Below are 24,420 nucleotides of genomic sequence, written 5' to 3' on the forward strand. Positions count from 1 at the left end.
GATGAGCCGGAAGTGGAACAACATCTTCTTCGGCTTCGGACTGGCGGCACTCATACTCATGGCTGCCGGCATAGACATGGACGAGGCGCGTGACGCACTGAAAAGCGCAAGCTACAGGTTTCCGCTCATCGTCATGCTCTGGGCTCTGCTGTACATCCTCAACACCGCAGCGTGGTATCTGATAATAAACGCCGGAGGACGGAGCGGCATAAAGTTCGGATGGCTGTACAAGGTGACTGTGAGCGGATTCGCCCTCAACTACGCCACTCCGGGCGGACTGATGGGAGGAGAGCCCTACAGGGTGATGGAACTGAAGCCGCACATAGGCGTGGAGAGAGCGTCGTCGTCGGTCATACTGTATGTGATGACGCACATCTTCAGCCACCTGTTGTTCTGGCTCATGTCGGTGTTCATATGCCTCCTGACACAGCCTGCCGACGCGCTCACGGCATCGGTGATGGCTGCCACGACAGTGTTCTGCGCGCTCGGAGTGTGGTTCTTCATATCATGCTACCGCACAGGTCTGGCATCAAGACTGATAAACCTCACACGCCACATGCCGATGCTGAAAAAGAGAATGGAAGCCTTCGCCGCGCGCAACCGTGAGAAAATAGAAAACATAGACCGCCAGACGGCGGCGCTGCACACACAAAGCAAAAGCCGGTTCGCAGCCGCTGTGATGCTGGAACTGGCGTGCCGCTTCTGCTCGGTGGCTGAGATTTACATCATCATCACACTGATGTCGCCCGGCGTGAGCTTTGTGCAGTGCATACTGATACTGGCGTTCACAAGTCTGTTTGCCAACCTGCTGTTCTTCATGCCGCTGCAGATAGGCGGACGCGAAGGCGGGTTCCTCATGTCGGCGGCAAGTCTCGGAGCGGGAGCGGGAGCCGGAATATTCACCGCACTGATAGTAAGGCTGCGCGAGCTTGTGTGGACAGGGATAGGTCTGTTGCTTATGAAGGCAGACCGGAAATGTCATAACAGTAATACGGCACGAGACTGAAAGATATATTAAAAAACAGTGCCAGCGAGCGCAATGAGAGCTTGCTATCAAATTGCCGGGCGCAGCCTGTTTTATTTAAAAACAGTGCCAGCGAGCGCAATGAGAGCTTGCTATCAAATTGCCGGGCGCAGCCTGNCAAATTGCCGGGCGCAGCCTGTTTTATTTAAAAACAGTGCCAGCGAGCGCAATGAGAGCTTGCTATCAAATTGCCGGGCGCAGCCTGCTTTATATAAAAATCAATTAAAAACAAGTAAGTATTGCACTTATTTCGAAGAAATTGCCTAACTTTGTCATCCAATGAACACGTCTGAACTCCAGAAGATAAAGCAACGCTATAACATCGTGGGCAACTGCGACGCGCTGAACCACGCCCTTGATGTCGCCCTGCAGGTGGCACCGACCGACCTGTCGGTGCTCATTATCGGAGAAAGCGGTGTAGGAAAGGAAATCATTCCGCGGCTGATACACGACAACTCACCGCGCAAAAGGGAGAAATATTTCGCAATAAACTGCGGCTCAATACCTGAAGGGACAATTGACAGCGAACTCTTCGGACACGAGAAAGGCTCGTTCACGGGTGCCATAGGCGAAAGCGAGGGTTACTTCGGAACAGCAGACAAGGGAACGATATTCCTTGACGAGGTGGGCGAACTGCCCATGGCGACACAGGCAAGACTGCTGAGAGTGCTGGAGACGGGCGAATACATACGTGTGGGCGGTCAGAAGATAATGAAGACAAACGTGAGAATCGTAGCCGCTACCAACGTGAACATGCGCAAGGCAATAAGCGAGGGACGGTTCCGCGAAGACCTGTACTACAGGCTGAACACTATTCCGGTGCAGATTCCACCGTTGCGGGACAGGGGCGAGGACATACTCCTGCTGTTCAGGCTGTTCACAATGCAGATGGCAGAGAAGTACAGAATACCGAAGATAACTCTCACGGACGAGGCAAAAGCCCTTATGCTGAAATACAAATGGCCGGGCAATGTGAGGCAGCTGAAGAACATAACCGAGCAGATGTCAATACTCTGCAAGACGCGCGAGGTGGACGCCGTGACACTGCAGCAGTTCATACCGCAAGACCCGGAAAGCACACAGCTTGCAAAAATAAACGGACAAGGCTCGCACTCATACGAAAGCGAAAGAGACATACTCTACAAGATACTGTATGAGCTGAGAGGCAACATCAGCGACCTGAGAAGGGAGATGAACAGCCTGCGCAAACAGATAGACGACAACAGGAAGATAGACAGCATGACAACATACGGCAGCAATCTGCCGGCACTTGCGGGAAACGCGCGCTACGACGCGACCGACACGCAGACACAGAGACAGACGCCGATAGAAGAAGTGGAGGCGGAAGAGATAAACGACAACGAAAGCCTCAACCTTAGCGACATAGGAAGGCTGACGGTGGAGAAGGCTCTCGAGCGAAACGGCGGAAACAGAAAGAAAGCCGCACAGGAGCTGGGCATATCAGACAGAACGCTCTACCGAAGAATAAAACAATATGGGCTTGAAAAGTAAAAAAGACAACGGCATAACCGGAAAAAGCCTGCGCAGACGGGCAAGACACGCTTCAAGACAGAGACACACTGTACTTGCGTTCATCCTGTGTATTGTCGCGCTGTGCGTCTCATGCTCTGTATCATACAAATTCAACGGCGCAAGCATAGACTACTCCAAGACAAAGACAATACAGATATCCGACTTCCCCATCCGCTCAAGCTATGTATGGGGACCTATGGGACCGATGTTCAACAACAAGCTTAAAGACGAGTTTGCCAACAACACCCGCCTGATACAGGTGAGACGCAACGGCGACATGAAGATTGAAGGCGAGATAACGCAATACTCGCAGCGCAACAAGTCGGTATCAAGCGACGGACACTCGGCGCAGACAGAGCTGTCGATAACGGTGAACGTGAGATTCACCAACAACGCGAACCACGACGAGGACTTCGAAAGACAGTTCACCTCAACAGCTTCATACGAGACCACACAGAGCCTGACAGCCGTACAGGAGGAACTCGTGACACAAATGATAGAGGACATCGTGGACCAGATATTCAACGCAACAGTGGCAAACTGGTAAGCCACGGGAACAGAAAACAGCACACCGGAACAATTGTAACAACATATAATATAAATAAGGTATATGGATCTGACGCGTCTTATAGGACATCCGGAACAAATGAACAAGGAAACTCTTTACGAGCTACGGAGTCTCACCGCACTGTATCCATACTACCAGACAGCACGGTTGCTGATGCTGCAGAACATGTATCTGCTGCATGACTCTTCCTTCGACGAGGAACTGAGGCGCGCGGCTATATACATAACCGACAGAAAGAAGATATTCGACCTTGTGGAGGCTGCACACTACAGACTGAAAAGCCAGCATAAGAAAGAGCCTGTAGAGCGAGAAGAAAAGAAAGAGGACAAGGGCGAGAACCGCACTATTTCGCTCATCAACTCATTCCTCGACTCAATACCGGACGATAAGGAAGAGAAGAAACAAAAGAGAAAGCCCACACCCGCCGACGCGGCTATAGACTATGTGTCGTATCTTCTCGAAACGGAAGGAGAGGAAGATAAGAACAAGGAAGAGGACAAGCCGCAGCTGCGCGGACAAAATCTTATCGACGACTTCATAAACAACGAAGGCGGCAAAATACAGCTCAAGGACGAACCGGAATATCTCCCCCACCTCGACAGTCTGGACGATGACAAAAAAGAAATGGACGAGGGCTACTTCACGGAGACACTGGCTAAAATATACATCAAACAGGGACGATATTCCAAGGCTCTTGAAATAATTCAACGATTAAATTTGAATTATCCAAAAAAAAATGCTTACTTTGCAGACCAAATACGATTTTTGAAGAAACTGATAATAAATAACAAAAACAATAATAAATAAAATGGTTTACACATTATTCGTAATCTTAATCGTCATAGCATCGCTGCTGATGATCGGCATCGTGCTTATTCAGGAATCCAAAGGCGGCGGTCTGGCATCCAATTTTTCATCGTCAAACGCAATAATGGGTGTACGCAAGACAACCGATGTCGTAGAAAAGGCTACATGGACTCTTGCCGCAGCAATGGTAGTATTCAGTGTTGTATGCTCTCACACAGCTCCTGTTTCAAAGAGCGAACAGAGCGTTCTTGAGCGGACTGCTACAGAGACACAGACAACAAACCCGACAAACACCCAGGGATTCGGAGCAAGCCAGCAGCAGACTCCAGCCGTTAACGGTGCACAGAAAGAAGCTCCCAAAGCACCGGCAACACCAGCAAAATAACATTAAGAGATAAAAAAATACAGCATTTATTTGTTCATATAAAATAAATGCTGTATCTTTGCACTCGCTTTTAAAGGCAAAAGGTCAAATGATAAAAATGGTGGCCGTAGTTCAGTTGGTTAGAGCGTCAGATTGTGGTTCTGAATGTCGTGGGTTCGAATCCCACCGGCCACCCAACAAGGAGGTTTTGTTTTAGACAAAATCTCCATTTTTTATGCAATCAATCCACACGGTGAGAGAAAGCTGGCAAGCCGAATGAATGTAATAAAATACGTATTTATTCACACAAATTACACCCAACTTTTAGTCACGTTAACGTTTTTTATCTAAAAAGATTACACTTATATACATCCTTTTAACTAAATTTGCGAATAGATAAATAAACAATCTCAGACAATGAAAAAACTGTTTAAATTTGACACACACGGCAGCTAAGTGACGCTGCCGTCCTGAAAGACGACAGCACGGGCACGCCATGTACTCTTTAAAACGAAGTTTTTCAAAAAACTTAAACGCTACTACAATAACATAACCATCACCTATTTAAATATATGAAAAGACAATTTTCGTTTAAAAAACAGTGCCAGCGAGCGCAATGAAACCTTGTTTTCAAATTGCCGGGCGCAGCCTGTTTCATACGCAAAAACGTAAATCAAGACTTATAACAGACCAAAACAACAAACAAACAAACAATATTTTAATTAAAACTCAATTATTAACTAACTTTCTAAGACTATGCAGAAATCTGGTAGAGTAAGCATTGTTACCCTCATTGGCTTAATGCTATGCCTTCTTATAGGGGGGGGTGGGCAAGTCAAAGCCCAAAATGCAAAGGAAATCTCCGGAACGGTTACTGATTCCAGAGGAGAGGTTGTAATTAGCGGAACCGTAAAGGTGAAAGACTCAATGACAGCGACAATGACCGATATCAACGGTAAATACAAGATATCGGCACCTGCAAACGGCGTATTGGTATTCTCCTATCTTGGATACACGACACAGGAAATACCGGTATCATCCATTTCAGGCAACACACTTGACGTTGTGCTGCAAGAAGAGAGCAATGTCCTTGACGAGCTCGTGGTGGTAGGTTACGGAACCATGCGCAAGTCAGACCTGACAGGCTCGGTGTCCACCACGAAAGGTAAGGACATCATCAAGCAGCAGTCGTTCAACGCTCTTGAAGGTCTGAAAGGTAAGGCGGCAGGTGTGAACATCTTCACCAACACCGGACAGCCCGGAGGTGAGGTGAGAGTGATCATCCGTGGTATATCCACCATCAACGCATCAGCAAGCCCGCTATACATCGTCGACGGTGTGGCTATGTCTGACTTCAACCTTCTCAACCCGAACGACATCGAGTCGATAGAAGTGCTGAAAGACGCTTCAGCAGCAGCCATTTACGGAGCGCGCGGTGCCAACGGCGTTGTCATGGTAACGACAAAACGCGGTAATGCAGGCGAGGGAGTGCACGTCTCTTATGACGGTTCGCTGTCAATAAGCACGATGGCAAGAAAGATGGACGTAATGGACTCATACGAATGGATGGCAGCATTCAAGCAGGGACTCGAGAACGCCAACGCATGGCAGGGTAAGAACTTCGACACCGACCTGTCGCACATCTTCACCGACCCGCGTTTCTTCAATTCTGACGGCACACCTATCTACAATACCGACTGGCAGGACGAGGCTTCACGCACAGCCATCTCCCACAACCACCAGATCAGTATACAGCGCGGCGGCAAGGACTATTCTGTAGGCGCATTCCTCAACTACACCGACCAGCAGGGTATAATGAAGAACTCCTACTACAAACGTGTGAACGCAAAGCTGTCATATGACGACAAACCTACAAAATGGCTGTCTACAGCTGTTAACCTCCTCGTGAACCACACATGGGGTAACAGAACCTCAGACAACCCGTACGGACAAGGCGCGCTGCGTACCATGATTGAGCAGCTGCCATGGCTTCCTGTCAAGATGGACGGTGTATACACACAGAACAACATGGTGAACACCACTGCCATACTCAACGACAAGAACAACCCCAACAGCGGTTACCAGAGCTTCTCACCCGAGGGCGTGGGCAACCCGGTGGAGCTTCTCGAGAGAATACAGAACATGTCATACAACACGCAGATATTCGGAAATGCGGCTCTGACATTCCACATCATTGACGGACTCGACCTGAAGACACAGTTCGGTGTAGACTACCACAACAACCGCGTTGCAGGATACACTCCGTTCAAACCGCGTCCAATGATCAACCAGAACAGCGAGGGAACGGCTAACGCAAGCAACTCCAACACACTGTACTGGCAGGAAGAGACTTACCTCACCTACATCAAGAACTTCAACAAACATCATCTGAACGCAATGGCTGGTATGTCATGGCAGGCACGCGAGTACACTTACTTCAGCGCATCAGACAGCCATTACATCGACGACTTCTTCGGATACTACAACCTCGGTTCCGGAACAAACCGTCCGTCTGTAGGCAACGACTACGACAAATGGGCGATGAACTCATACTTCCTGCGCGTGGCATACAACTACGACGACACATATCTCGCCACAGTAACGGCACGTTACGACGGTTCTTCCAAGTTCGGAGAGAACAACAAGTACGCCTTCTTCCCGTCTGTGGGTCTCGGATGGCTTGCCTCAAACGAACCGTTCCTCAGAGACAACAAGACGATAAGCAAACTGAAACTGCACACGTCGTTCGGTATGACAGGTAACTCAGAAATCGGTACATACCGTTCGCTTGCCACAGTAAGCCAGAGCACGATAATACTCGGCAACGGACTGCACACCGTGTCTTACCTCGACAACATGCCGAACCCAGACCTTAAATGGGAGAAGACGGCTCAGTGGGACTTCGGTTTCGAACTCGGACTGTTCAACAACCGCCTCAACTTCGACATCTCGTACTATTATAAGTATACATCAGACCTTCTTCTGGACCGTCCGGTGCCCGAGTCTACAGGTTATTCATCAATCATGGACAACATCGGTGCAGTGTCAAACCAGGGTCTCGATTTCCTTATAACAGCCTATCCGATACAGACAAACGACTTCCAGTGGACATCAACACTCAACATGTCGTTCAACAAGAACAAAGTGGAGAAACTTGACGAGGCTGCGTCTGTAGACCCGATATCCGGCAAACGCCAGATTCTTGTAGACGGATTCGTAGGCTACGACATGGTGATACGTGAGGGAGAGCCGCTTTCATCGTTCTACGGATACAAGCGCGCAGGCATATACGACGGTCACCCGGAGAACTGGGATGCGAACACAATGAACATTCCTTCGGTAATCGGAGAGAAAGTTACGTACAAAGACCGTCAGATTATCGGTAACGGTCTGCCTGACTGGACCGGATCGTTCATCAACACATTCAACTACAAAGGCTTCGACCTCACACTCGACTTCCAGTTCTCTTGGGGAGCTGACATCATGCAGGAGTACTACCACTCTACAGTGGCACGTTTCCTTACAAACGGTCTCGACCGTCTCTATCAGGAGGCTTGGCATCCGGATCTCAACCCCAACGGTGTGGAGCAGGCTATCCGTCTGAACAACTTCGGACAGGGAGCGAACAACAATGCTGACGACGACTGGGTGTGCGACGGTTCATATCTCCGCTGCAACCTTATACAGCTGGGCTACACATTCGACAAGAAGCTCATAAAGAAAGCCGGTCTTTCCGCCCTGCGCGTATACGCAAACCTCAGCAACCTGTTCATCATCACCGCAAGCGACTATCTGGGCTACGATCCTGACAACTCCACACGCCTCGGCGACAACAACTGGGGAGCAAACCGTCAGTTCTTCTCATATCCGCGTCCACGTACATTCACTCTCGGTGTGAACCTTACGTTCTGATAAACAAAAATAAAAAGTGAAACAATAAACGAAAACAAAAGATATGAAAACTCATAAATATTTATGCATTATCGGAGTGCTTTTGGGAGCGATGTCTCTGACATCATGCGACGATTTTCTTGAGGAGGACCCGAAAGACATGAAAGGCTCCGGTCAGTTCTGGAAAACTGCTGAGGATGCGGAATCAGCTGTCGACGCCCTTTACTTCGGCGGAGTGCCCTATCTACACAACACCGACCTCGGCGGCGGATGGACACCGAAAGCCACTATGTGGCCCGGTATAATGTCGGGACTTTACGTAGACAAGCGCAAAGACCGCCAGTTCACAACCGCCTCTGAAGGATGTACGTTCACATGCGAGGCATTCGACGATGCAGCCTTCTCCATGTGGCACGAGTTCTACAAAGGCATATCACGCGCCAACTTCGTCATAGCCAACGTGACAAAGATGACCGATGTGCTCGACCAGGCTACAATAGACAACTATCTGGCTGAGGCAAAGTTCTTCCGCGCACTGGGCTATTTCTATCTGGTGAAGGAATTCAACAACGTGCCTTACATCGACAAACCGTACACCTCAACTGAAGGAATGTACGTAAAACCTTCACCGGCAGCGGATGTATACGGACACATCGAGACCGACCTCCTTGAGGCTATCAACAGCAACTCACTGCCTGAAAAGACATTCTACAACAACGGCGGACACATAACAAAAGGCACCGCACAGATGCTCCTCGCGCAGGTTTATCTGCAGTGGGCAGGCGCTCCGGTGAACGGTGGAGCCGAATATTACGACAAGGCAGCCAAGACGGCACTTCAGGTAATCAACTCCGGCGTATACTCGCTCGAGCAGGCTCAGGGCAGCAGCGACGACCTCAACTCGGCATACAACGTGATAAAGACATCAAAGACATCCGGTGAGATACTCATGGCAAAGGAATATGACTACACCAACTTCAACGTGGGCAACTCATACGCATGCCGCTCCATCGGTACTGACGCATTCCAGTGGGCTGACGCCAACGGTGACCAGATATTCCATCCGGGCGGAGACGTGATGTACAACGCATACCTCCCCTGCAAGATGATACTCGACAGCTACGCTCCTGACGACATCCGCGGACATGAGAAGCAGTTCTTCTTCTGGCACTACACAGACGCCACAGGAGTGACACACGACCTGAACGAAGCAGGCAACTGGATGTGGTTTGACGAGAACGCGCTCATGTCCGGACACGACGGCGACTACAACGTGCCGATGATGCGCTATTCGGAAGTGCTGCTCATAGCAGCAGAGGGTCTGGCACGCACCGGACATGAAGGCAACGCAGAGGGACAGGCACACTACTATCTCAACCAAGTGCGCAAACGTGCGGGTCTTGCCGACGAGACAGCCACAGGCGACGCACTCATACAGGCAATACTCACAGAACGTCTGCACGAGCTTCCGCTCGAGTTCCGTGTATGGGACGACATACGCCGCACACGCCTCTATCCTGAGGCAGACGGCACACAGTCAGGCACTCTGAAATGGGTAGCCCTTGCCTCAGCAGACATCCAGAACAAGCCGGACGGACAGATACGCGAGGGTGCAATACCTGAATTCGCACTGCTCTTCCCCATCCCGCTGGACGAGATGCAGAGGAACCCGGCACTGAACGGCCATCAGAATCCGGGCTGGAGATAAGCTCCGCACTACACGTAAAACATCATGCGGGTTCGCCCGCATGATGCCAATACATAGTCTGAATAAAACCGAAACGCCGGCACAGCTCATGCCGGACATCCTGAAAAAGTCCCCGGAACCGCACCAGATGGTTCCGGGGACTTCTGCATTTTTGCGGAGCGCACACTCAGGACAATGTTTGCCAACGAAACAGAAGGCTCATTATCATAAACCGAAGCGTTCATCAGACTTCCATTCTTATTCCGTACTGCTATCAGCCGGATTGCATGCTGCTTTATCGAAGATGTAGCTGGCTACACCTGGAAAAAGCGGAAGGCAAGATGATGACGGCAGTGCGGAAGAAGGAAAAAGAGCTGACAAGAAATCTTAAATGCACAACCGTCGTTCTAATCACCGATTGGTGTTAAACCACAGGCTTGGATGTTGTGTGAGCAATGTCGTTGTTCATCTGATCATGAAACAACGTAGTCTGCATCCGTATATGACATATGCACCGACACTTGACGCACAGGTAATATTTATCCCGAATCATCGCCACTCACCACACCTCTCATCCACGGTCGTGACGCTGGAACGCTATGCGCGGCGTACCGTCGCGACAGTATATTGTGCCACACCTGACGAATCCCGCCTTGCGCAGAAAAGCGAGCATGGGAGCATTGTCGGCATGGGTGTCTGTGCGCAGGTTGGGGCAACGCCGCACACTCCATTCCACCGCCGCACGAGCCACACCGCGGCAGACTCCGTTTGAGGCAAGACGGTGGATTGTGGCGTAGGCATCATCGTCGAGCCATCTGCCGTCCTCTATAACGGCATATGTGGGGTCGTCGCCCTCAACAAGGCAGAACGTGCCCACTATGCCCATGACACCGTGCTCCACCACGTAGCAGTGGCGGGCTGCCACGTCGGCGTTCACCTGCGCGGCATCAGGATAGCCTCCACCCCACTGTGTAGGGTTGCCGTTCGCTGCCATGAAACGCCTGGCACAGGCGAAGATGTCAATCAGCCCGGGCACATCGGCAGCCACTGCCTGCCTGATGCTCAAAAAAGAAAAATCCTCATCCATACAATAATCATAATGAAAACACATCACATCCACCGTAGTCACACCAAAGGGCATCCCGTATGTCCGGTGGTAGCGACAACGGTTCCCCAAGTTCTGTAACGCCTATGCGGCGCAGCGGTACAGCAATCCATTCCCGTGCCTCGCCGTGAAAGACAATATCCCAAAAGCACTGCCGAACCGCAGCTTGCTTTATGCAAAGGCAATGCAAGGTGAGTGCAACAGCAAGACGGGAAAACTTTGTTTTACCGGACTTGATACTGCCGAACCGCAGCTTGCCTTATACAAAGACAATGCAAACGAGCGGAAAGAGAGCTTGCTCTTTATTTCCCGAGTGCAGCTTGCCTTATACAAAGGCAATGCAAACGAGAGGAAAGAGAGCTTGCTCTTTATTTCCCGAGTGCAGCTTGCCTTATGCAAAGGCAATGCAAACGAGAGGAAAGAGAGCTTGCTCTTTATTTCCCGAGTGCAGCTTGCCTTATGCAAAGATAAGAAAAATGGTTTGCAACGTCAATACAATCACATTATTCTTTCGCAATCAAGAATATATAAAAAAGCATAAAATCACAGTCCTAAATGTTAAATTATCACTGTTACAAACCGAAAATTACGCTGTAGAAATAAGAAAGACGGAAAGCGAGTCGAAAAACGGCAGTATCAGGCACATCGCGCAACATCCTGTCACACAACGGATTATACAAAACAATATGCCAACAACGCTTTTCCCTGTTCACGACAAAGGCTTTTCCGCAAAGCCAAAGAGGCTCTTCCGTCATGCAGGAAAGACTCTCCGACACCCCCAAACGCACTTTCCTGCCGCCCCAAAAAGCCCGTTTGACCGGAACAAGGCACGCTGAACACTATCTCACGGAGCGGAACACGCACTTTAAACCGCCAAAAACAAGGAGACGGAAGCCTGAAAGAGGGAAAACAGAATGTTAAATCCGAACCATCAAAAGTAAACCAATGTTAAACCGAATTATATCTTCATATTACATTCTTATCACCACCTTTATGCCGTGCATAACGATTCCCCTGCCCCATTCCCGCATAAACGCGTCGGCTGACCAGTACACCCCGGCATCCGCCACACCTTTAACGTTAAGCCCGAATATGTCATTATACTTCCATTCTCGTTTCGTGCTGTTGTCAGCCGGATTGCATTCTGCTTTATCGAAAATGCAGCGAATCACATCGGGAAACGGCTGAACACAAGATGACGTCAGCAGTGCGGAAGAGGGATGAAGAGCCGACAATAAACCTTAAAGCCAAATAGCATTAAAACGCATATATTCGAACAAATCCTTATTTCACATATTCTCCAGCCTGCTTACGCGCTTCCATAGGCGTCTTGCTTGCCGTTCCGCCCCGGCGTAGCCCGATATGCCTTCGTCGAAACGGCAAGCAAGACACCAGACAATAACGCATAATCAAAACCGGAGACTGATGACCGATTGGGGTTAAATGCACTATCGGCGTTCTAATGACATATATGTATTAAGTTCCAACACTCGATACCCCATCCCCTCTCCGCATCCCCTGAAGCACATATAATAAAAAAGAGCCCGCGAACCTCAACGGTCAGCGGACTCTTCTTGCGAAACTGTGGAGCTGGAGGGAGTTGAACCCTCGTCCAAACAGGGAAACCATACGCTTTCTACACGCTTATTCCGGACTTCGGTTTTCGTGCTGCGGCAAGACCCGGACCACCAACCACAACCTTATCCCCTTAAATTTCACCGCAGCGGCGGGGCACACCACGGCTATTCCCGATTTTACCGCACCGCCTGTTCGGAACGCTTCGGGACAAGAGCTTCCGGGCGATGTCTCGTCCTGTCACCTTGTGACGGGATAAAGCCAGTAACCTACTGTACTTCGATTAGGCAGCGAGAGCGTAATTGTTTTCGCCAGATAAATTTTCGACTGCTGATATTATGGAGCCGGCAGACGAGGCTCCGCGTGCTTACATACCATTTCTGCCCGCTGTCAAATCCGGTCAGCCCCGGCATGCCATGCACGGTCTTGACGGCCGCGCACGTTCACGGCAATGGCTTTAAGCCAATGTCCGACGTGTGCAAAGATAACAAATATTTTGTTCACGGCAATGATTTTCCGTCTTTTTCGCGTCATTATGGCACACAGGATAACATTTCTTAATAAAATTTACTTACCTTTGCAACAAAATCGCGCAAACGGAGTTATATTATCAGAACAGAAAACAAAACAGGAAACCAATGATTGAAGAAACACCGCAGGACGGAATGGGACGCACCCAACGCGCCATAAAGAGAGCGACCGACATAGTGTGCTCTGCCGTAGGTCTGGTGGTGCTGTCACCGGTATTTCTGCTTATCATGATTCTGATGAAATGTCAGAAAAACGGTCCGGTGTTCTTCCGGCAGATAAGGATAGGATACGGAGCGAAGCCGTTCGTGATATTCAAATTCCGTACAATGAGCAGCGTGATAGAGGAGAACGGACCCCAGCTCGTGGCACGGTGCGACAACACCAACTCCACACGCCTCGAGCAGTTTCTCCGCGGGCACCATCTCGACGAGCTGCCGCAGATGTGGAACGTGCTCAGGGGCGACATGTCGCTCGTCGGTCCGCGCCCCGAGCGCAAGTATTTCATCGACCAGATAATGGCGGTAGACAGCAGCTACAGCATAATATACCGCATGCGGCCCGGTCTGACGTCGGAAGCCACCCTGTACAACGGCTACACCGACACGATGGAGAAAATGATACGGCGCCTGCACATGGACATCGACTACTACCGGCGCCGCTCCCTATGGCTCGACTTCAAGATTGCGGCGAAGACCGTGATATGCATCGTCACAGGAAAAAAATTCTGATATAAACATATGAAGAAACTTATCGCATTAGTATTCCTCATCATGCTCATCCCCGTATGTGCGTCGGCACAGTCGTCAATGACCGACGACCAGGTGCTCGAGTTTGTGGTTGAGGAACATGAGAAAGGTACATCCCAACAGCAGATTGTCACAAAACTGATACAGCGAGGCGTGAACATCCAGCAGATAAGGCGCGTCAGAAGCAAATACGAGAAACAGATAAGCAGTCAGGGACTGGGCCACGTTGCCGACAAGGCAATGGACGACGCGGAGAACAGAATGCGCACAAACAACGGAAAGAACAAAAAAGACGACGACGGAAGCCGTACATCACTCACCACCCGCGACAACTACTCCAACTACAGGATATACGACGACATGGCGCCCGTGCAGCAGTATGACAAGAGCGACCCTACGTTCCTGCAGTTCCAGAACGAGCTGGGACTCATCCTGCCCACCGACACGGCGACAATGCTGAAGCAGCTCATCGCCGAACGCGAGAAGATGAAACGCAGGGTGTTCGGACGCGACATATTCAACAACAAGAACCTCACATTCGAACCGAACATGAACATCGCCACACCGCAGAACTACATTCTCGGACCGGGCGACGCCGTCATCATAGACATATACGGGGCATCACAGAAAGTGATAAACTCAACAGTGTCTCCCGACGGCGACGTTACCATCGAGGGGTTCGGACCAATACAGGTGAGCGGGCTCACCGTGCAGCAGGCAAACGCCCGCATAAAATCGCAGCTCGGAGCACGCTACAGCAGCAGCAAGGTGAGACTTACGCTCGGGCAGACACGCACGATAACCGTAAACGTGATGGGTGAGGTGGCTCTCCCCGGCACTTACACGCTGTCGGCTTTCGCCTCCGTGTTCCACGCTCTGTACATGGCAGGAGGGACGAACGACATCGGTACGCTCCGCAACATCAAGGTATACCGCAACAACAAGCTCGTGAGCAAGGTCGACATATACGACTATATACTCAACGGCAAGCTCACCGGCAACATCAGGCTTGCCGACGGCGACGTCATAACCGTGGAGCCATACGACTGTCTTGTGAACATCACCGGAAAGGTGAAACGCCCGATGTACTATGAGATGAAGAAGGACGAGAGCGTCGGCACACTGCTGAAGTATGCCGGAGGATTCGCCGGTGACGCCTACCGCAAGGCTGTGCGGCTGGTGCGCAAGACCGGACGCGACTACTCGGTTTACAACATCACTGAATTCGACATGAACACATTCCATGTAGCCGACGGCGACTCTGTGAGCGTGGACTCCATACTCAACCGCTTCTCAAACATGGTTGAGGTGAAAGGAGCCGTGTTCCGCCCTGGCATGTATCAGGTGGGAGGCGACATAACAAGCGTGAGGTCGCTCGTCGAACACGCCGAAGGAGTGAAAGAGGATGCGTTCACTGCGCGTGCCGTGATGCACCGCATGAAGGAAGACCGCACGCTGGAGGTGCTGAGCATCGACCTGGACGGCATAATGAAAGGCACCGTGCCGGACGTTCCGCTCAAAGAGAACGACGTGCTCTTCATACCTACAAAGTCGGAAAGACAGATGCAGCGCACCATCACCATACACGGTGAGGTGAACTATCCGGGCATATACCAGTATGCCGACAACGAGACGATAGAGGACTTCATCCTGCAGGCAGGAGGACTGAAGGACGCGGCATCCACGGTGAAGGTGGATGTGGCGCGCCGCATAAACAACCCCAAGGCCCTGCGCCCCGACAGCGTCATATCGCAGACATTCACTCTGGCTCTGAAGGAAGGATTCGTCATCGACGGACAGCCGGGCTTCACGCTCATGCCGTTCGACGAGGTTTACGTCCGCAAGAGTCCCGGATATAACGAACAGCAGAACGTGGAGGTGGAAGGCAACGTGATGTTCGCCGGCACCTATACGCTCACATCCAAGAACGAACGGCTGTCTGACATCATCAGAAAAGCGGGCGGACTGAACGACCGCGCATACGCCGAAGGAGCGCGCATAGAGCGCAAACGCACACCGGAGGAGCAGATGAGAGACGAGACTCTGCTCAAACTGGCGAAGGCGCAGAGCGGCGACACCATCGACGTGAAGAAGCTCGACATCGGCACCACATACCCCGTGGGAATAGAACTTGACAAAGCTCTCAAGGAACCGGGAGGCGACGCGGACCTCGTACTGCGCGAGGGCGACCGCATCATCATACCCGAATACAACGGAACGGTGAAGATAAGCGGCGACGTGCTCTTCCCCAACACCGTGTCGTATGAGAAAGGCAAGAAAGTGTCCTACTACATCGACCAGGCTGGAGGATGGGGCAACAGAGCAAAGAAGAGCCAGACATACATTATATATATGAACGGAACGGTGGCAAAGGTGGGCCATGGCACGAAGGTGCGCCCCGGTTGCGAGATTGTGGTTCCGAGCAAGCCCAAGAGCGACGGCAAGTCTCTCGCACAATGGCTCGCCATAGGCACATCCACGGCATCTATAGCAACGATGATTGCCACATTGGTCAATCTGTTGAAATAAAACCAGCAAGCATCCACTCAAAAGACATTGCAACAAGATGGAAGATATTAAACAAATAGATTTTGTCAAGATTGTCAAGACCATACGTAAGCATCCTAAAGCCTACGCCATATCACTGCCGGTAGCCTTCATACTGTCATGCCTGCTGATAATATGCGTTCCCCGCTACTACCGCTGCACGGTAACTCTTGCACCAGAGATGTCAAATCTTAGTTCAAGCTCGCTGAATCAGATAGCCTCATCTTTCGATTTCGATCTCTCGTCAGCCACAGGCGCAAGCAGCGACGCCATTCTGCCAGAACTCTATCCCGACCTTGTAAACTCCGTAGATTTCAGAACAAGCCTGTTCCCCATACAGGTTGTGACGGCAGACGGCACTCTGCGGACCGACTATTATGACTATCTTCTGAAACACCAGTCTGCTCCATGGTGGACCGTAGCAATGAACAGGGTGAAGGACATGTTCAAGGAAAAGACCTCCGCTGCCGGAAACGGGAAGATAAACCCGTTCAGACTGACAAAGCAACAGAACGGCATCATGAAGTCATTGGAAAAGAAAATAGAGTGCAGTGTCGACAAGAAGAACTACGTGATATCAATAACCGTCACCGACCAGGACCCTCTTATATGTGCCACAATGGCTGATTCTGTGAAAAGCCGGCTGCAAGAGTTCATCACAGACTACCGCACAAGGAAAGCCCGCAACGACCTTGAATATACAGAGAAGCTGTATAACGAGGCTAAGAAAAAATACACACAGTCAAGACAGCAGTACGCATCGTTCGCCGATGCAAACAACGAGCTCATGCTCGAAAGCTACAAATCGAAGATGGAGGACCTTGAAAACGAGATGCAACTCAACTTCAATGCCTACAGCATGATGTCCAACCAGCTCAACGCGGCAAGGGCTAAGGTGCAGGAACGCACTCCGGCATTCACCACACTACAGTCGGCATCAGTGCCCCTCAGACCCGCCGGTCCAAAACGGATGATATTTGTCGCCGTCGTAACATTCCTCACATTCATAGGCACATCAATAAAGATTCTATATAAAGAAAGAGCATGATATATATATTGCTTTCGGTCTTTTTCCTGACATTCATCGCTTCTCTTTTTGAGGAAAGGACGAAACGGTATAATAAAGCCATATATATATCAATAGGTGTCATACTGTTCCTGTGCGCAGGATTCAAGGAGATAGGATTCGACAACGACTCCGAGAACTACGAGTTTTTCTACAACCACTATGACGATCCGTATGTTCAGATGGCTGTTGAATACTCGTATCTGTTTCTGTCACAGCTGTTCAACAGCTTCACCGACGACGCTCACATAATGTTCATACTCTATTCAGGAGCTGGAATCTTGCTGAAGATGACAGCCATGAAGAGGCTTTCCGAACTGTGGTTCCTTCCTTTGCTCGTATATATGGGCAACTACTACATACTGCACGACATGACCCAGATAAGGGCATGTGTTGTTTCCGGTATATTCATGATGGCTATAATACCGCTGGCAGAGAACAGAAAAGGACTCACGGCACTGCTTCTTCTCCTTGGCTGCGTGTTCCACTACTCCACCCTGGCGTTGTTTCCTGTGCTGTTTCTCAGCAACAAAGACATGAGCAAGAGAACAAGACTCATGTGGTCATTGCTTGTTCCTCTCGGCTATCTTCTGTGTTTCGCCAACATCAATCTTCTCACCGAGATACCCATACCATATATAGGCGACAAGCTCGCAGCCTATCAGGAACTTAGTGAACGAGGCATAAAAGGCAGTGATATAAATATCTTCAACGCCGTGTTTGTCGTGACATGGTTCACCTATCTTTATATACTCTACTTCTATGATACAGTAATAAAGCACAACAAATATCTGCCTTTGATGCTCCGACTTACCGGACTCTCTGTATTTTCATTCCTCGCACTGTCGTTCCTCCCGGTGCTTTCGTTCAGGATAAGTGAACTTTATGGCATTGCCGAAATATTCATTTTCGCCAATATATATTACACCATAAAGCCCGGATGGCTCGCAAAGTCGGTGGTAGCAATAGTCGGTATCGCTCTCTTCTGCATAAACGCGTTCTACGCGGAATTCCTACATCCATAGACAGACATGAACATAAGAAACATATTCAAAGGCGACAGACGCACCGCACTGGTAAAGAAAAACATTGCCGGTTCGCTGGTCATAAAGGGATGGAGCTGCATCATCCAGTTCCTCATCGTGCCTCTGTCACTTCAATGTCTTTCTGGATATGAGTACGGACTATGGCTCACCATAAACTCCATATTCGTAGGAATAGATGCGATAGATGTCGGTCTGGGCAACGGACTAAGAAACAGACTGGCAGAAGCTATGGCGAAAAACGACAAACAAACAGCCCGTATGCTTGTCAGTAGTACATTTGGCATGCTTATCATAACCATCATACCAATAGTGATAATCCTGTCATTCATTATATCAATGACCGACTGCTACAAGATAATGAATGTAGACCCTCAGCTCGTTCCACACCTTAATACAATCCTCATAGCGTCACTCTCAATAATGGGTACCACATTCATATTCAAGTGTATTGGCAATATATATCTCGGAATGCAGCTTCCCGCTATAAACAACCTGCTTGTTGTGTCCGGACAGACAGTGTCGTTACTTCTGCTGTTTGTAATATCATTGTTCGGGAAAAGCACCTTGCTGAATGTCGTCATTGCATTTACATTATCTCCGCTGATAGTATATATTATATCCTATCCGATAACATTCTGTAAGAAATACAAGTTTCTTGCACCCTCAATAAGGTTCTTCAACACGGCTACATGCAAAGACCTGCTGACGCTGGGGCTGTCCTTTTTCATCATACAACTCTCAGGTCTGCTGCTGTTCATGTCATCCAACTTCATCATATCAAAAGTCCTGACTCCTGCAGAAGTTTCCCCTTACCAGATTTCTTACAGGTATTTCAACATACTCTACCTGTTTTTCACCATCATAGTGTCTCCATTATGGTCTGCAACTACGGACGCATATACAAAAGGAGACTGGACATGGATAAACAAAATTGTAAAAAACATAAACAGACTGCTGCTCGCATGTATCCTGCTCACAGTTATTATGTATTTCGTCTCACCGATATTCTATAAGATATGGATTGGTGACAAGATAAGTATAAGCACGCAACTGTCTGCTTTGATGGCTGTTTACAGTTATGTCATGGTAGTAAGTAACTGTTACTCTTACCTGCTTTTCGGAATAGGGAAAATACGAGTCATGACCATAATGGCAGTATGTGAGACAGTATTGTTCGTTCCGATAGAATTCATTACATGCCGTTATTATGGAACAACAGGATTGGTTGTGACACTCATATCGGCTACATTAATATGTGCGTCAATCAATATTATCCAATTCAAAAGAATATCTCAAGGTAAAGCAAAAGGATTATGGAACAAATGACAAAATACTTTGTAAGTGCAATTCGATTCCTATTGAGAGCGATATGCTACATATATCGCTCTATATACGGATGGTTCATACATTACAGCATACAATCCTGCGGCAAAAACATAACAGTATGGCCAAGAATAAAGATATATGGAGGTAACAATATTAATATAGGAAAGAACGTCATAATAAGAAAAAATACAACCATAGCAGCACAAGTCAGATACCACAATCAGCAATTCAGCCCAACCATAACTATAGAAGACAATGTTGATCTTGGCGAACATTGCTTTATTACCGCCATCAATGAAATAATTATAGGTGAAGGTACAACAACCGGAAGGATGGTAACCATAACCGATAATTCACACGGTGACACAACAATTGAGAATATGAAAAAAAACATTCCAGAAAGAATACTGTTCTCAAAAGGGCGTGTTTGCATTGGAAAGAAAGTATGGATTGGCGACAAAGCCACCATTTTACCTAATGTGACAATAGGTGACGGAGCAATTATAGGTGCGAATGCGGTTGTAAGCAAAGACATTCCTCCATATTGTATAGCGGCAGGTAATCCTGCAAGAATAATAAAGAACTTGAATAATGGATGACGGGACAGCAGTAATAATAATTCTTTACAATCCTTCAGAAGAAGATATAGGCAATGCAGAATCTGTTGCCAAAACATATCGCGGAGTTATTGTTGACAACTCAGACCTGCCATTTACAAAAGATTCAAAAATAGGCAGGATGCATTACGTATGCAACAAGGCAAACAAGGGAATAGCCGAAGCGCAGAACATCGGTATGAGAATTATGTTGAGAGAGTGCGTAAGCCATCTTGTATTTTTCGATCAGGACAGCCGCTTCGGGCATGATTACCCGTCACTGATTGCCAATGAGTTTAAATCAATAAAGAAGGACATACCCAACCTCGCGATGCTCGGCCCCACAGTGAAACGCAAGGACAGCGGTGAGGAATACAGGTCTGCAATACATAAGGACAGATATGCAAGCTCGGATTTAATACTCCGCCGCGACGTCATATCATCCGGGAGCTGCATATCCGCAGATGCCATCAGGACGGTAGGCATGAACGATGAGCGACTGTTTATAGACTATGTGGACTACGACTGGTGCTGGCGTGCGGCGTCAAAGGGTATGGTTTGCGGAATAACTCCAAATGTAAGCATCGCGCACAAAGTAGGACAAAGGGAAATAAGGATAGGCAGACAGGTTGTCATAATATCCAAACCGTTCCGCTATTTTTACCAATACCGCAACTACCTTTGGCTTTTACGCAGGAAATATGTACCTTTGCAATGGAAAATAGCAACAGGTATAAAGTTTTCCATGAGGCTCATTTACTTCCCGTTATTTGTCAAAGGAGGATGCGAATGCTGGAAGAACATGGTTAAAGGCATCATGAAAGGAATATGAAATGAATATCGGAGCTATCATAATATTATATAATCCGGACATTGAGCAGACGCTCCACTCCTTGAACGTCTTATTACCTCAGGTAGATAAAGTTTATCTGATAGACAATTCCCGTAAATCGAATGAAGACCGGATTCCACAGAATGCAAAAATAAAATATATACCATTATATAATAATACAGGTATTGCCGCAGCGCAAAACACCGGCATCCGATGTCTTGTTGGCGACCGTTGCGACTTCGTACTGTTCAGCGACCAAGACAGCATAGCCGAACCAGACACCGTAGGCAAACTTCTTGACACATACACATTCCTGAAATCTGAAGGCATAAAGACAGGAGGCGTAGGCACAAGAGCCGTCAATATAAAGACAGGCATGCCTTATCCCTCAAAATCCAAAGAATATGACAAGGTAACAATAAAAAAGAACGGACGCCAGTACACAACCGCGACAAGATGCAGCTACATACGCTCATCCATATCGTTGATTGAGACCGGGAACTTCCAACATGCAGGAATGTTCGACGAAAAACTTTTCATAGACGGTGTGGATAACGAATGGTGCTGGAGAGCCGCTACAAAAGGTTACCGCTTCTATATAGCGGAGAATGCAAGAATAAGGCACATGTTGGGCAAGGAATCAAGGAAAATAGGTAACAAGGACATTTCAATCTCATCCGAGTTCCGCATTTACTACCAGTTCAGGAACTATATCTGGCTTTTCAGGAGAAACTATGTCCCGTTCTGGTGGAAATTCAGACATTTCTTCAAATACGCAGTCAAAGCCGTTTACTTCCCTTTATTCGTAAAGCCAAGGATCGTATATGCCAAACAGATTGCAAGAGGGATAAAGGACGGTTTAATCAAATAATAAAAAGAATATTCTTATATAGAGATACAGACAATGACCATCTCAGTTATAATGTCGGTTTACAGAAACGAGCGTCCCGAGTATCTGGACGAGTCGATAAGGAGCATTTGGACCGACCAGACAGTAAAGCCTGCGGAGATAATACTGATAAAGGACGGTCCGCTGACGGATGCGCTGGAGCGGACCATAAGCACATGGAAAGAGCGCATCGGCGACAGGCTGATAACACACAGTAACGGGACAAACCTCGGACTGACAAAGTCGCTCAACATAGCCCTGCGTCTGGCGTCTTCCGACCTCATAGCCCGCATGGACAGCGACGACCTGTCCGACCCCAGACGATTCGAACGGCAGACCGCCTTTCTTGAGGCAAACCCGGACGTGGCGATAGTGGGCGGAGCCATGCAGGAGTTCAACAGCAGCAATCCGAAGCTCAACGTGCGCCACTATCCGAGGAACAACGACGAGGTGATGCGCACCATATACAAGGCGAGTCCGCTCGCCCACCCCACGGTGATGATGCGCAGCGCGATATTCAGAAACGGACTGAAGTATGACGAACGCTACCGCACGAGCCAGGACATAGCCCTGTGGTTCGACGCCATATGCGCCGGATACAAGATAGGCAACATCGACGACATAACGCTCTACTTCCGCCGTGACGACGAGATGTTCCGCCGACGCAGCCGCGCAAAGGCATGGAACGAGTTCCGCATCTACATGAACGGCGTAAGGAGAGTATACGGTCTGCTCACTCCAAAATACGTGTTTCCCATAAGCCGTCTTGTTTTCAGACTGATGCCTCTGCGCGTGGTGAAGTTCATCTACGGCAGCAGGATAAGGCATTACGTGGTGGACAAGAACACGAAAGGCGCGCAATAATACATTCCTATTGCGCGCCTTTCGCATGCAGTACGCACCGTCTGTCATGACCTCCCGCCGTGTTCTGACATGTTTCTCACAATCCTCTCACACCGGTTCCTCCACGGCTGTCCGCCCGGACACTCATCCCGATTCATCCGGACACTCATCTCAACGGGTTCTTTTCAGACACAAACCACTCCGCGAACCGGCTTATTCCCTCGTGCAGCGACACGTGCGGCTTGTAGCCAATCTCGTTCTCCAGCCTCGACGTGTCCGCATTGGTGCTGTAGACGTCGCCCGGCTGCATGGGCAGATAAATCTTCTCAGCCTCCCTGCCGAGCGCGGTCTCTATCTCGCTGATAAAGTCCATCAGTCTCACCGGATGCGAGCAGCCTATGTTGTATATGCGGTAAGGCACCCCGTTGTCGCGCCTTATGCTGTCCTCAGGTGTGTCGATGACAGATATTGTGCCGTCCACGATGTCGTCTATATATGTGAAGTCGCGCATCATGTCGCCGTTGTTGAACACCTTTATCGGCTCTCCTCTCAATATGGCTCCGGCAAACAGCGAAGGCGACATGTCCGGGCGTCCCCACGGTCCGTATACAGTGAAATAGCGCAGACCCGTGGTTGTGAATCCGTAAAGCTTGCTGTAGCAGTGCGCCATCAGCTCGTCGGCTTTCTTTGTAGCCGCATACAGGCTCACCGGTGTGTCCACCTTGTCGTCCTCCTTATACGGTGCGTCCGTGTTAAGACCGTATATAGAACTTGACGAAGCGAATATGAGATGCCTCACACCATAGTTGCGGCACGCCTCCAGAATGTTGAGAAAGCCAGCCATGTTACTCTGAAGATAGGAGTAAGGATTGGTTATCGAATAGCGCACACCTGCCTGCGCAGCCAGATTCATCACCTTGTCGAATCGGTATTCCTCGAATATCCGGTCGGTCATCTCCTTGTCATCAATAGACATCCGGATGAAAAGCGCGTTGTCGTACACAGGATTCCTTACCACGCTGCCGCTCTGTATGGCTTCCGGTTGTGAAAAACCGCACTCAGCGAGACGTCCGTACTTCAGTCTCACATCATAATAATCGTTCATGTTGTCTATCCCGACTACGAAATCGCCGCGTCTTGCCAGCTCCTTAAATACCTTAGAGCCGATGAATCCGGCTGCCCCCGTGACCAATATTCTCATATCAAGTGTATGTTGCTTTTTACTGAAATTGTGACAAAGATAATGCAAACGAGAGGAAAGAAAGCTTGCTTTCTATTTCCCGAGTGCAGCTTATCTTCTGCAAAGGTAAGATATTTTTCCGTTACTTGCACCATAAAAACGGTAAAACTGTAACGGCACGTCCGGCGGCTGATACCGTAGGAAAGCCATGCAGGCACACACGCGCGGCATCTCCGCATAGCCATTTGCAGAGATGCCGTCAAG

The 24,420-nt window shown here is 49.1% G+C and carries 20 protein-coding genes, 1 tRNA gene and 1 other RNA gene; 18 read left to right on the forward strand and 4 right to left on the reverse strand.

What is annotated here, in order from left to right:
- Position 1 precedes the first annotated feature (1 nt).
- The 8 genes from BN4609_RS07175 (at position 2) to BN4609_RS07210 (ending at position 9,895) form a co-directional block, all read left to right on the forward strand.
- Complete coding sequence (locus BN4609_RS07175) at positions 2 to 1,006, forward strand: lysylphosphatidylglycerol synthase transmembrane domain-containing protein (protein ID WP_068855880.1); 1,005 nt, start codon at positions 2 to 4, stop codon at positions 1,004 to 1,006.
- 297 nt (positions 1,007 to 1,303) lie between these two features.
- Positions 1,304 to 2,536 (forward strand): sigma-54 interaction domain-containing protein, encoded by a 1,233-nt coding sequence (locus tag BN4609_RS07180; protein ID WP_021993961.1) that lies wholly within the window; start codon positions 1,304 to 1,306, stop codon positions 2,534 to 2,536.
- A complete protein-coding gene (locus BN4609_RS07185) occupies positions 2,520 to 3,104 on the forward strand; it encodes an LptE family protein (RefSeq protein ID WP_021993960.1) in 585 nt (194 codons plus the stop codon). Before BN4609_RS07180 ends, BN4609_RS07185 begins: the two co-directional genes overlap by 17 nt.
- 63 nt (positions 3,105 to 3,167) lie before the next feature.
- Positions 3,168 to 3,932 carry a DUF8458 domain-containing protein gene (locus tag BN4609_RS07190; protein ID WP_021993959.1) on the forward strand — a complete coding sequence of 255 codons (765 nt, stop codon included), beginning with the start codon at positions 3,168 to 3,170 and terminating at the stop codon, positions 3,930 to 3,932.
- Position 3,933: 1 nt separating this feature from the next.
- The gene (gene secG / locus BN4609_RS07195) at positions 3,934 to 4,317 is read left to right on the forward strand and encodes a preprotein translocase subunit SecG (RefSeq protein WP_068855881.1); all 384 of its coding nucleotides are present in this window, start codon (positions 3,934 to 3,936) and stop codon (positions 4,315 to 4,317) included.
- Between the two features lie 100 nt (positions 4,318 to 4,417).
- Positions 4,418 to 4,491: transfer RNA gene (locus tag BN4609_RS07200), tRNA-His, on the forward strand.
- 561 nt (positions 4,492 to 5,052) lie between these two features.
- Complete coding sequence (locus BN4609_RS07205) at positions 5,053 to 8,208, forward strand: SusC/RagA family TonB-linked outer membrane protein (RefSeq protein ID WP_068855882.1); 3,156 nt, start codon at positions 5,053 to 5,055, stop codon at positions 8,206 to 8,208.
- A 43-nt stretch (positions 8,209 to 8,251) separates the two neighbouring features.
- Positions 8,252 to 9,895 carry a RagB/SusD family nutrient uptake outer membrane protein gene (locus BN4609_RS07210; RefSeq protein ID WP_068855884.1) on the forward strand — a complete coding sequence of 548 codons (1,644 nt, stop codon included), beginning with the start codon at positions 8,252 to 8,254 and terminating at the stop codon, positions 9,893 to 9,895.
- A gap of 550 nt (positions 9,896 to 10,445) precedes the next feature.
- Here BN4609_RS07210 and BN4609_RS07215 read toward each other — a convergent pair.
- Positions 10,446 to 10,961, reverse strand: a complete 516-nt coding sequence (locus tag BN4609_RS07215) for a GNAT family N-acetyltransferase (RefSeq protein ID WP_068855887.1) — start codon at positions 10,959 to 10,961, stop codon at positions 10,446 to 10,448.
- 145 nt (positions 10,962 to 11,106) lie between these two features.
- Here BN4609_RS07215 and BN4609_RS16490 point away from each other — a divergent pair, with 145 nt between their 5' ends.
- Positions 11,107 to 11,520 carry a hypothetical protein gene (locus BN4609_RS16490; protein WP_068855889.1) on the forward strand — a complete coding sequence of 138 codons (414 nt, stop codon included), beginning with the start codon at positions 11,107 to 11,109 and terminating at the stop codon, positions 11,518 to 11,520.
- A 430-nt stretch (positions 11,521 to 11,950) separates the two neighbouring features.
- Here the strand turns inward: BN4609_RS16490 and BN4609_RS07225 are convergent, their stop codons facing one another.
- Both BN4609_RS07225 and ssrA read right to left on the reverse strand, forming a co-directional pair.
- Positions 11,951 to 12,151, reverse strand: coding sequence for a hypothetical protein (locus BN4609_RS07225; RefSeq protein WP_068855891.1), 201 nt, complete (start codon positions 12,149 to 12,151; stop codon positions 11,951 to 11,953).
- A 410-nt stretch (positions 12,152 to 12,561) separates the two neighbouring features.
- Positions 12,562 to 12,962: a transfer-messenger RNA gene (ssrA, locus tag BN4609_RS07230) on the reverse strand.
- Between the two features lie 230 nt (positions 12,963 to 13,192).
- On the opposite strand from ssrA, the gene BN4609_RS07235 reads away from it, so the two are divergent.
- From BN4609_RS07235 to BN4609_RS07275, 9 genes are read left to right on the forward strand one after another with little or no spacing between them, the layout of a single operon-like run.
- Positions 13,193 to 13,813 carry a sugar transferase gene (locus BN4609_RS07235; RefSeq protein WP_068855893.1) on the forward strand — a complete coding sequence of 207 codons (621 nt, stop codon included), beginning with the start codon at positions 13,193 to 13,195 and terminating at the stop codon, positions 13,811 to 13,813.
- 9 nt (positions 13,814 to 13,822) lie between these two features.
- On the forward strand, positions 13,823 to 16,360 hold the full coding sequence (locus BN4609_RS07240) for an SLBB domain-containing protein (RefSeq protein ID WP_068855897.1): 2,538 nt from the start codon (positions 13,823 to 13,825) through the stop codon (positions 16,358 to 16,360).
- Positions 16,361 to 16,397: 37 nt separating this feature from the next.
- On the forward strand, positions 16,398 to 17,426 hold the full coding sequence (locus tag BN4609_RS07245; RefSeq protein ID WP_068855902.1) for a GumC domain-containing protein: 1,029 nt from the start codon (positions 16,398 to 16,400) through the stop codon (positions 17,424 to 17,426).
- Positions 17,423 to 18,469: an EpsG family protein gene (locus BN4609_RS07250; RefSeq protein ID WP_021993949.1), complete on the forward strand. Its 1,047-nt coding sequence runs from the start codon at positions 17,423 to 17,425 to the stop codon at positions 18,467 to 18,469. Before BN4609_RS07245 ends, BN4609_RS07250 begins: the two co-directional genes overlap by 4 nt.
- A gap of 6 nt (positions 18,470 to 18,475) precedes the next feature.
- Positions 18,476 to 19,816: a lipopolysaccharide biosynthesis protein gene (locus tag BN4609_RS07255; protein ID WP_068855904.1), complete on the forward strand. Its 1,341-nt coding sequence runs from the start codon at positions 18,476 to 18,478 to the stop codon at positions 19,814 to 19,816.
- Positions 19,804 to 20,415, forward strand: coding sequence for an acyltransferase (locus BN4609_RS07260; protein ID WP_084791414.1), 612 nt, complete (start codon positions 19,804 to 19,806; stop codon positions 20,413 to 20,415). The genes BN4609_RS07255 and BN4609_RS07260 overlap by 13 nt, the downstream gene beginning before the upstream one ends.
- On the forward strand, positions 20,408 to 21,244 hold the full coding sequence (locus tag BN4609_RS07265; RefSeq protein ID WP_068855906.1) for a glycosyltransferase family protein: 837 nt from the start codon (positions 20,408 to 20,410) through the stop codon (positions 21,242 to 21,244). The genes BN4609_RS07260 and BN4609_RS07265 overlap by 8 nt, the downstream gene beginning before the upstream one ends.
- A 1-nt stretch (position 21,245) precedes the next feature.
- Positions 21,246 to 22,115: a glycosyltransferase family 2 protein gene (locus tag BN4609_RS07270; RefSeq protein ID WP_068855909.1), complete on the forward strand. Its 870-nt coding sequence runs from the start codon at positions 21,246 to 21,248 to the stop codon at positions 22,113 to 22,115.
- Between the two features lie 33 nt (positions 22,116 to 22,148).
- A complete protein-coding gene (locus tag BN4609_RS07275) occupies positions 22,149 to 22,997 on the forward strand; it encodes a glycosyltransferase (protein ID WP_021993944.1) in 849 nt (282 codons plus the stop codon).
- Positions 22,998 to 23,142: 145 nt separating this feature from the next.
- Here the strand turns inward: BN4609_RS07275 and BN4609_RS07280 are convergent, their stop codons facing one another.
- Positions 23,143 to 24,177 (reverse strand): NAD-dependent epimerase/dehydratase family protein, encoded by a 1,035-nt coding sequence (locus BN4609_RS07280; protein ID WP_068855910.1) that lies wholly within the window; start codon positions 24,175 to 24,177, stop codon positions 23,143 to 23,145.
- Positions 24,178 to 24,420 lie beyond the last annotated feature (243 nt).

The sequence above is a fragment of the Leyella lascolaii genome, from assembly GCF_900079775.1.
GTDB lineage: Bacteria > Bacteroidota > Bacteroidia > Bacteroidales > Bacteroidaceae > Prevotella > Prevotella lascolaii.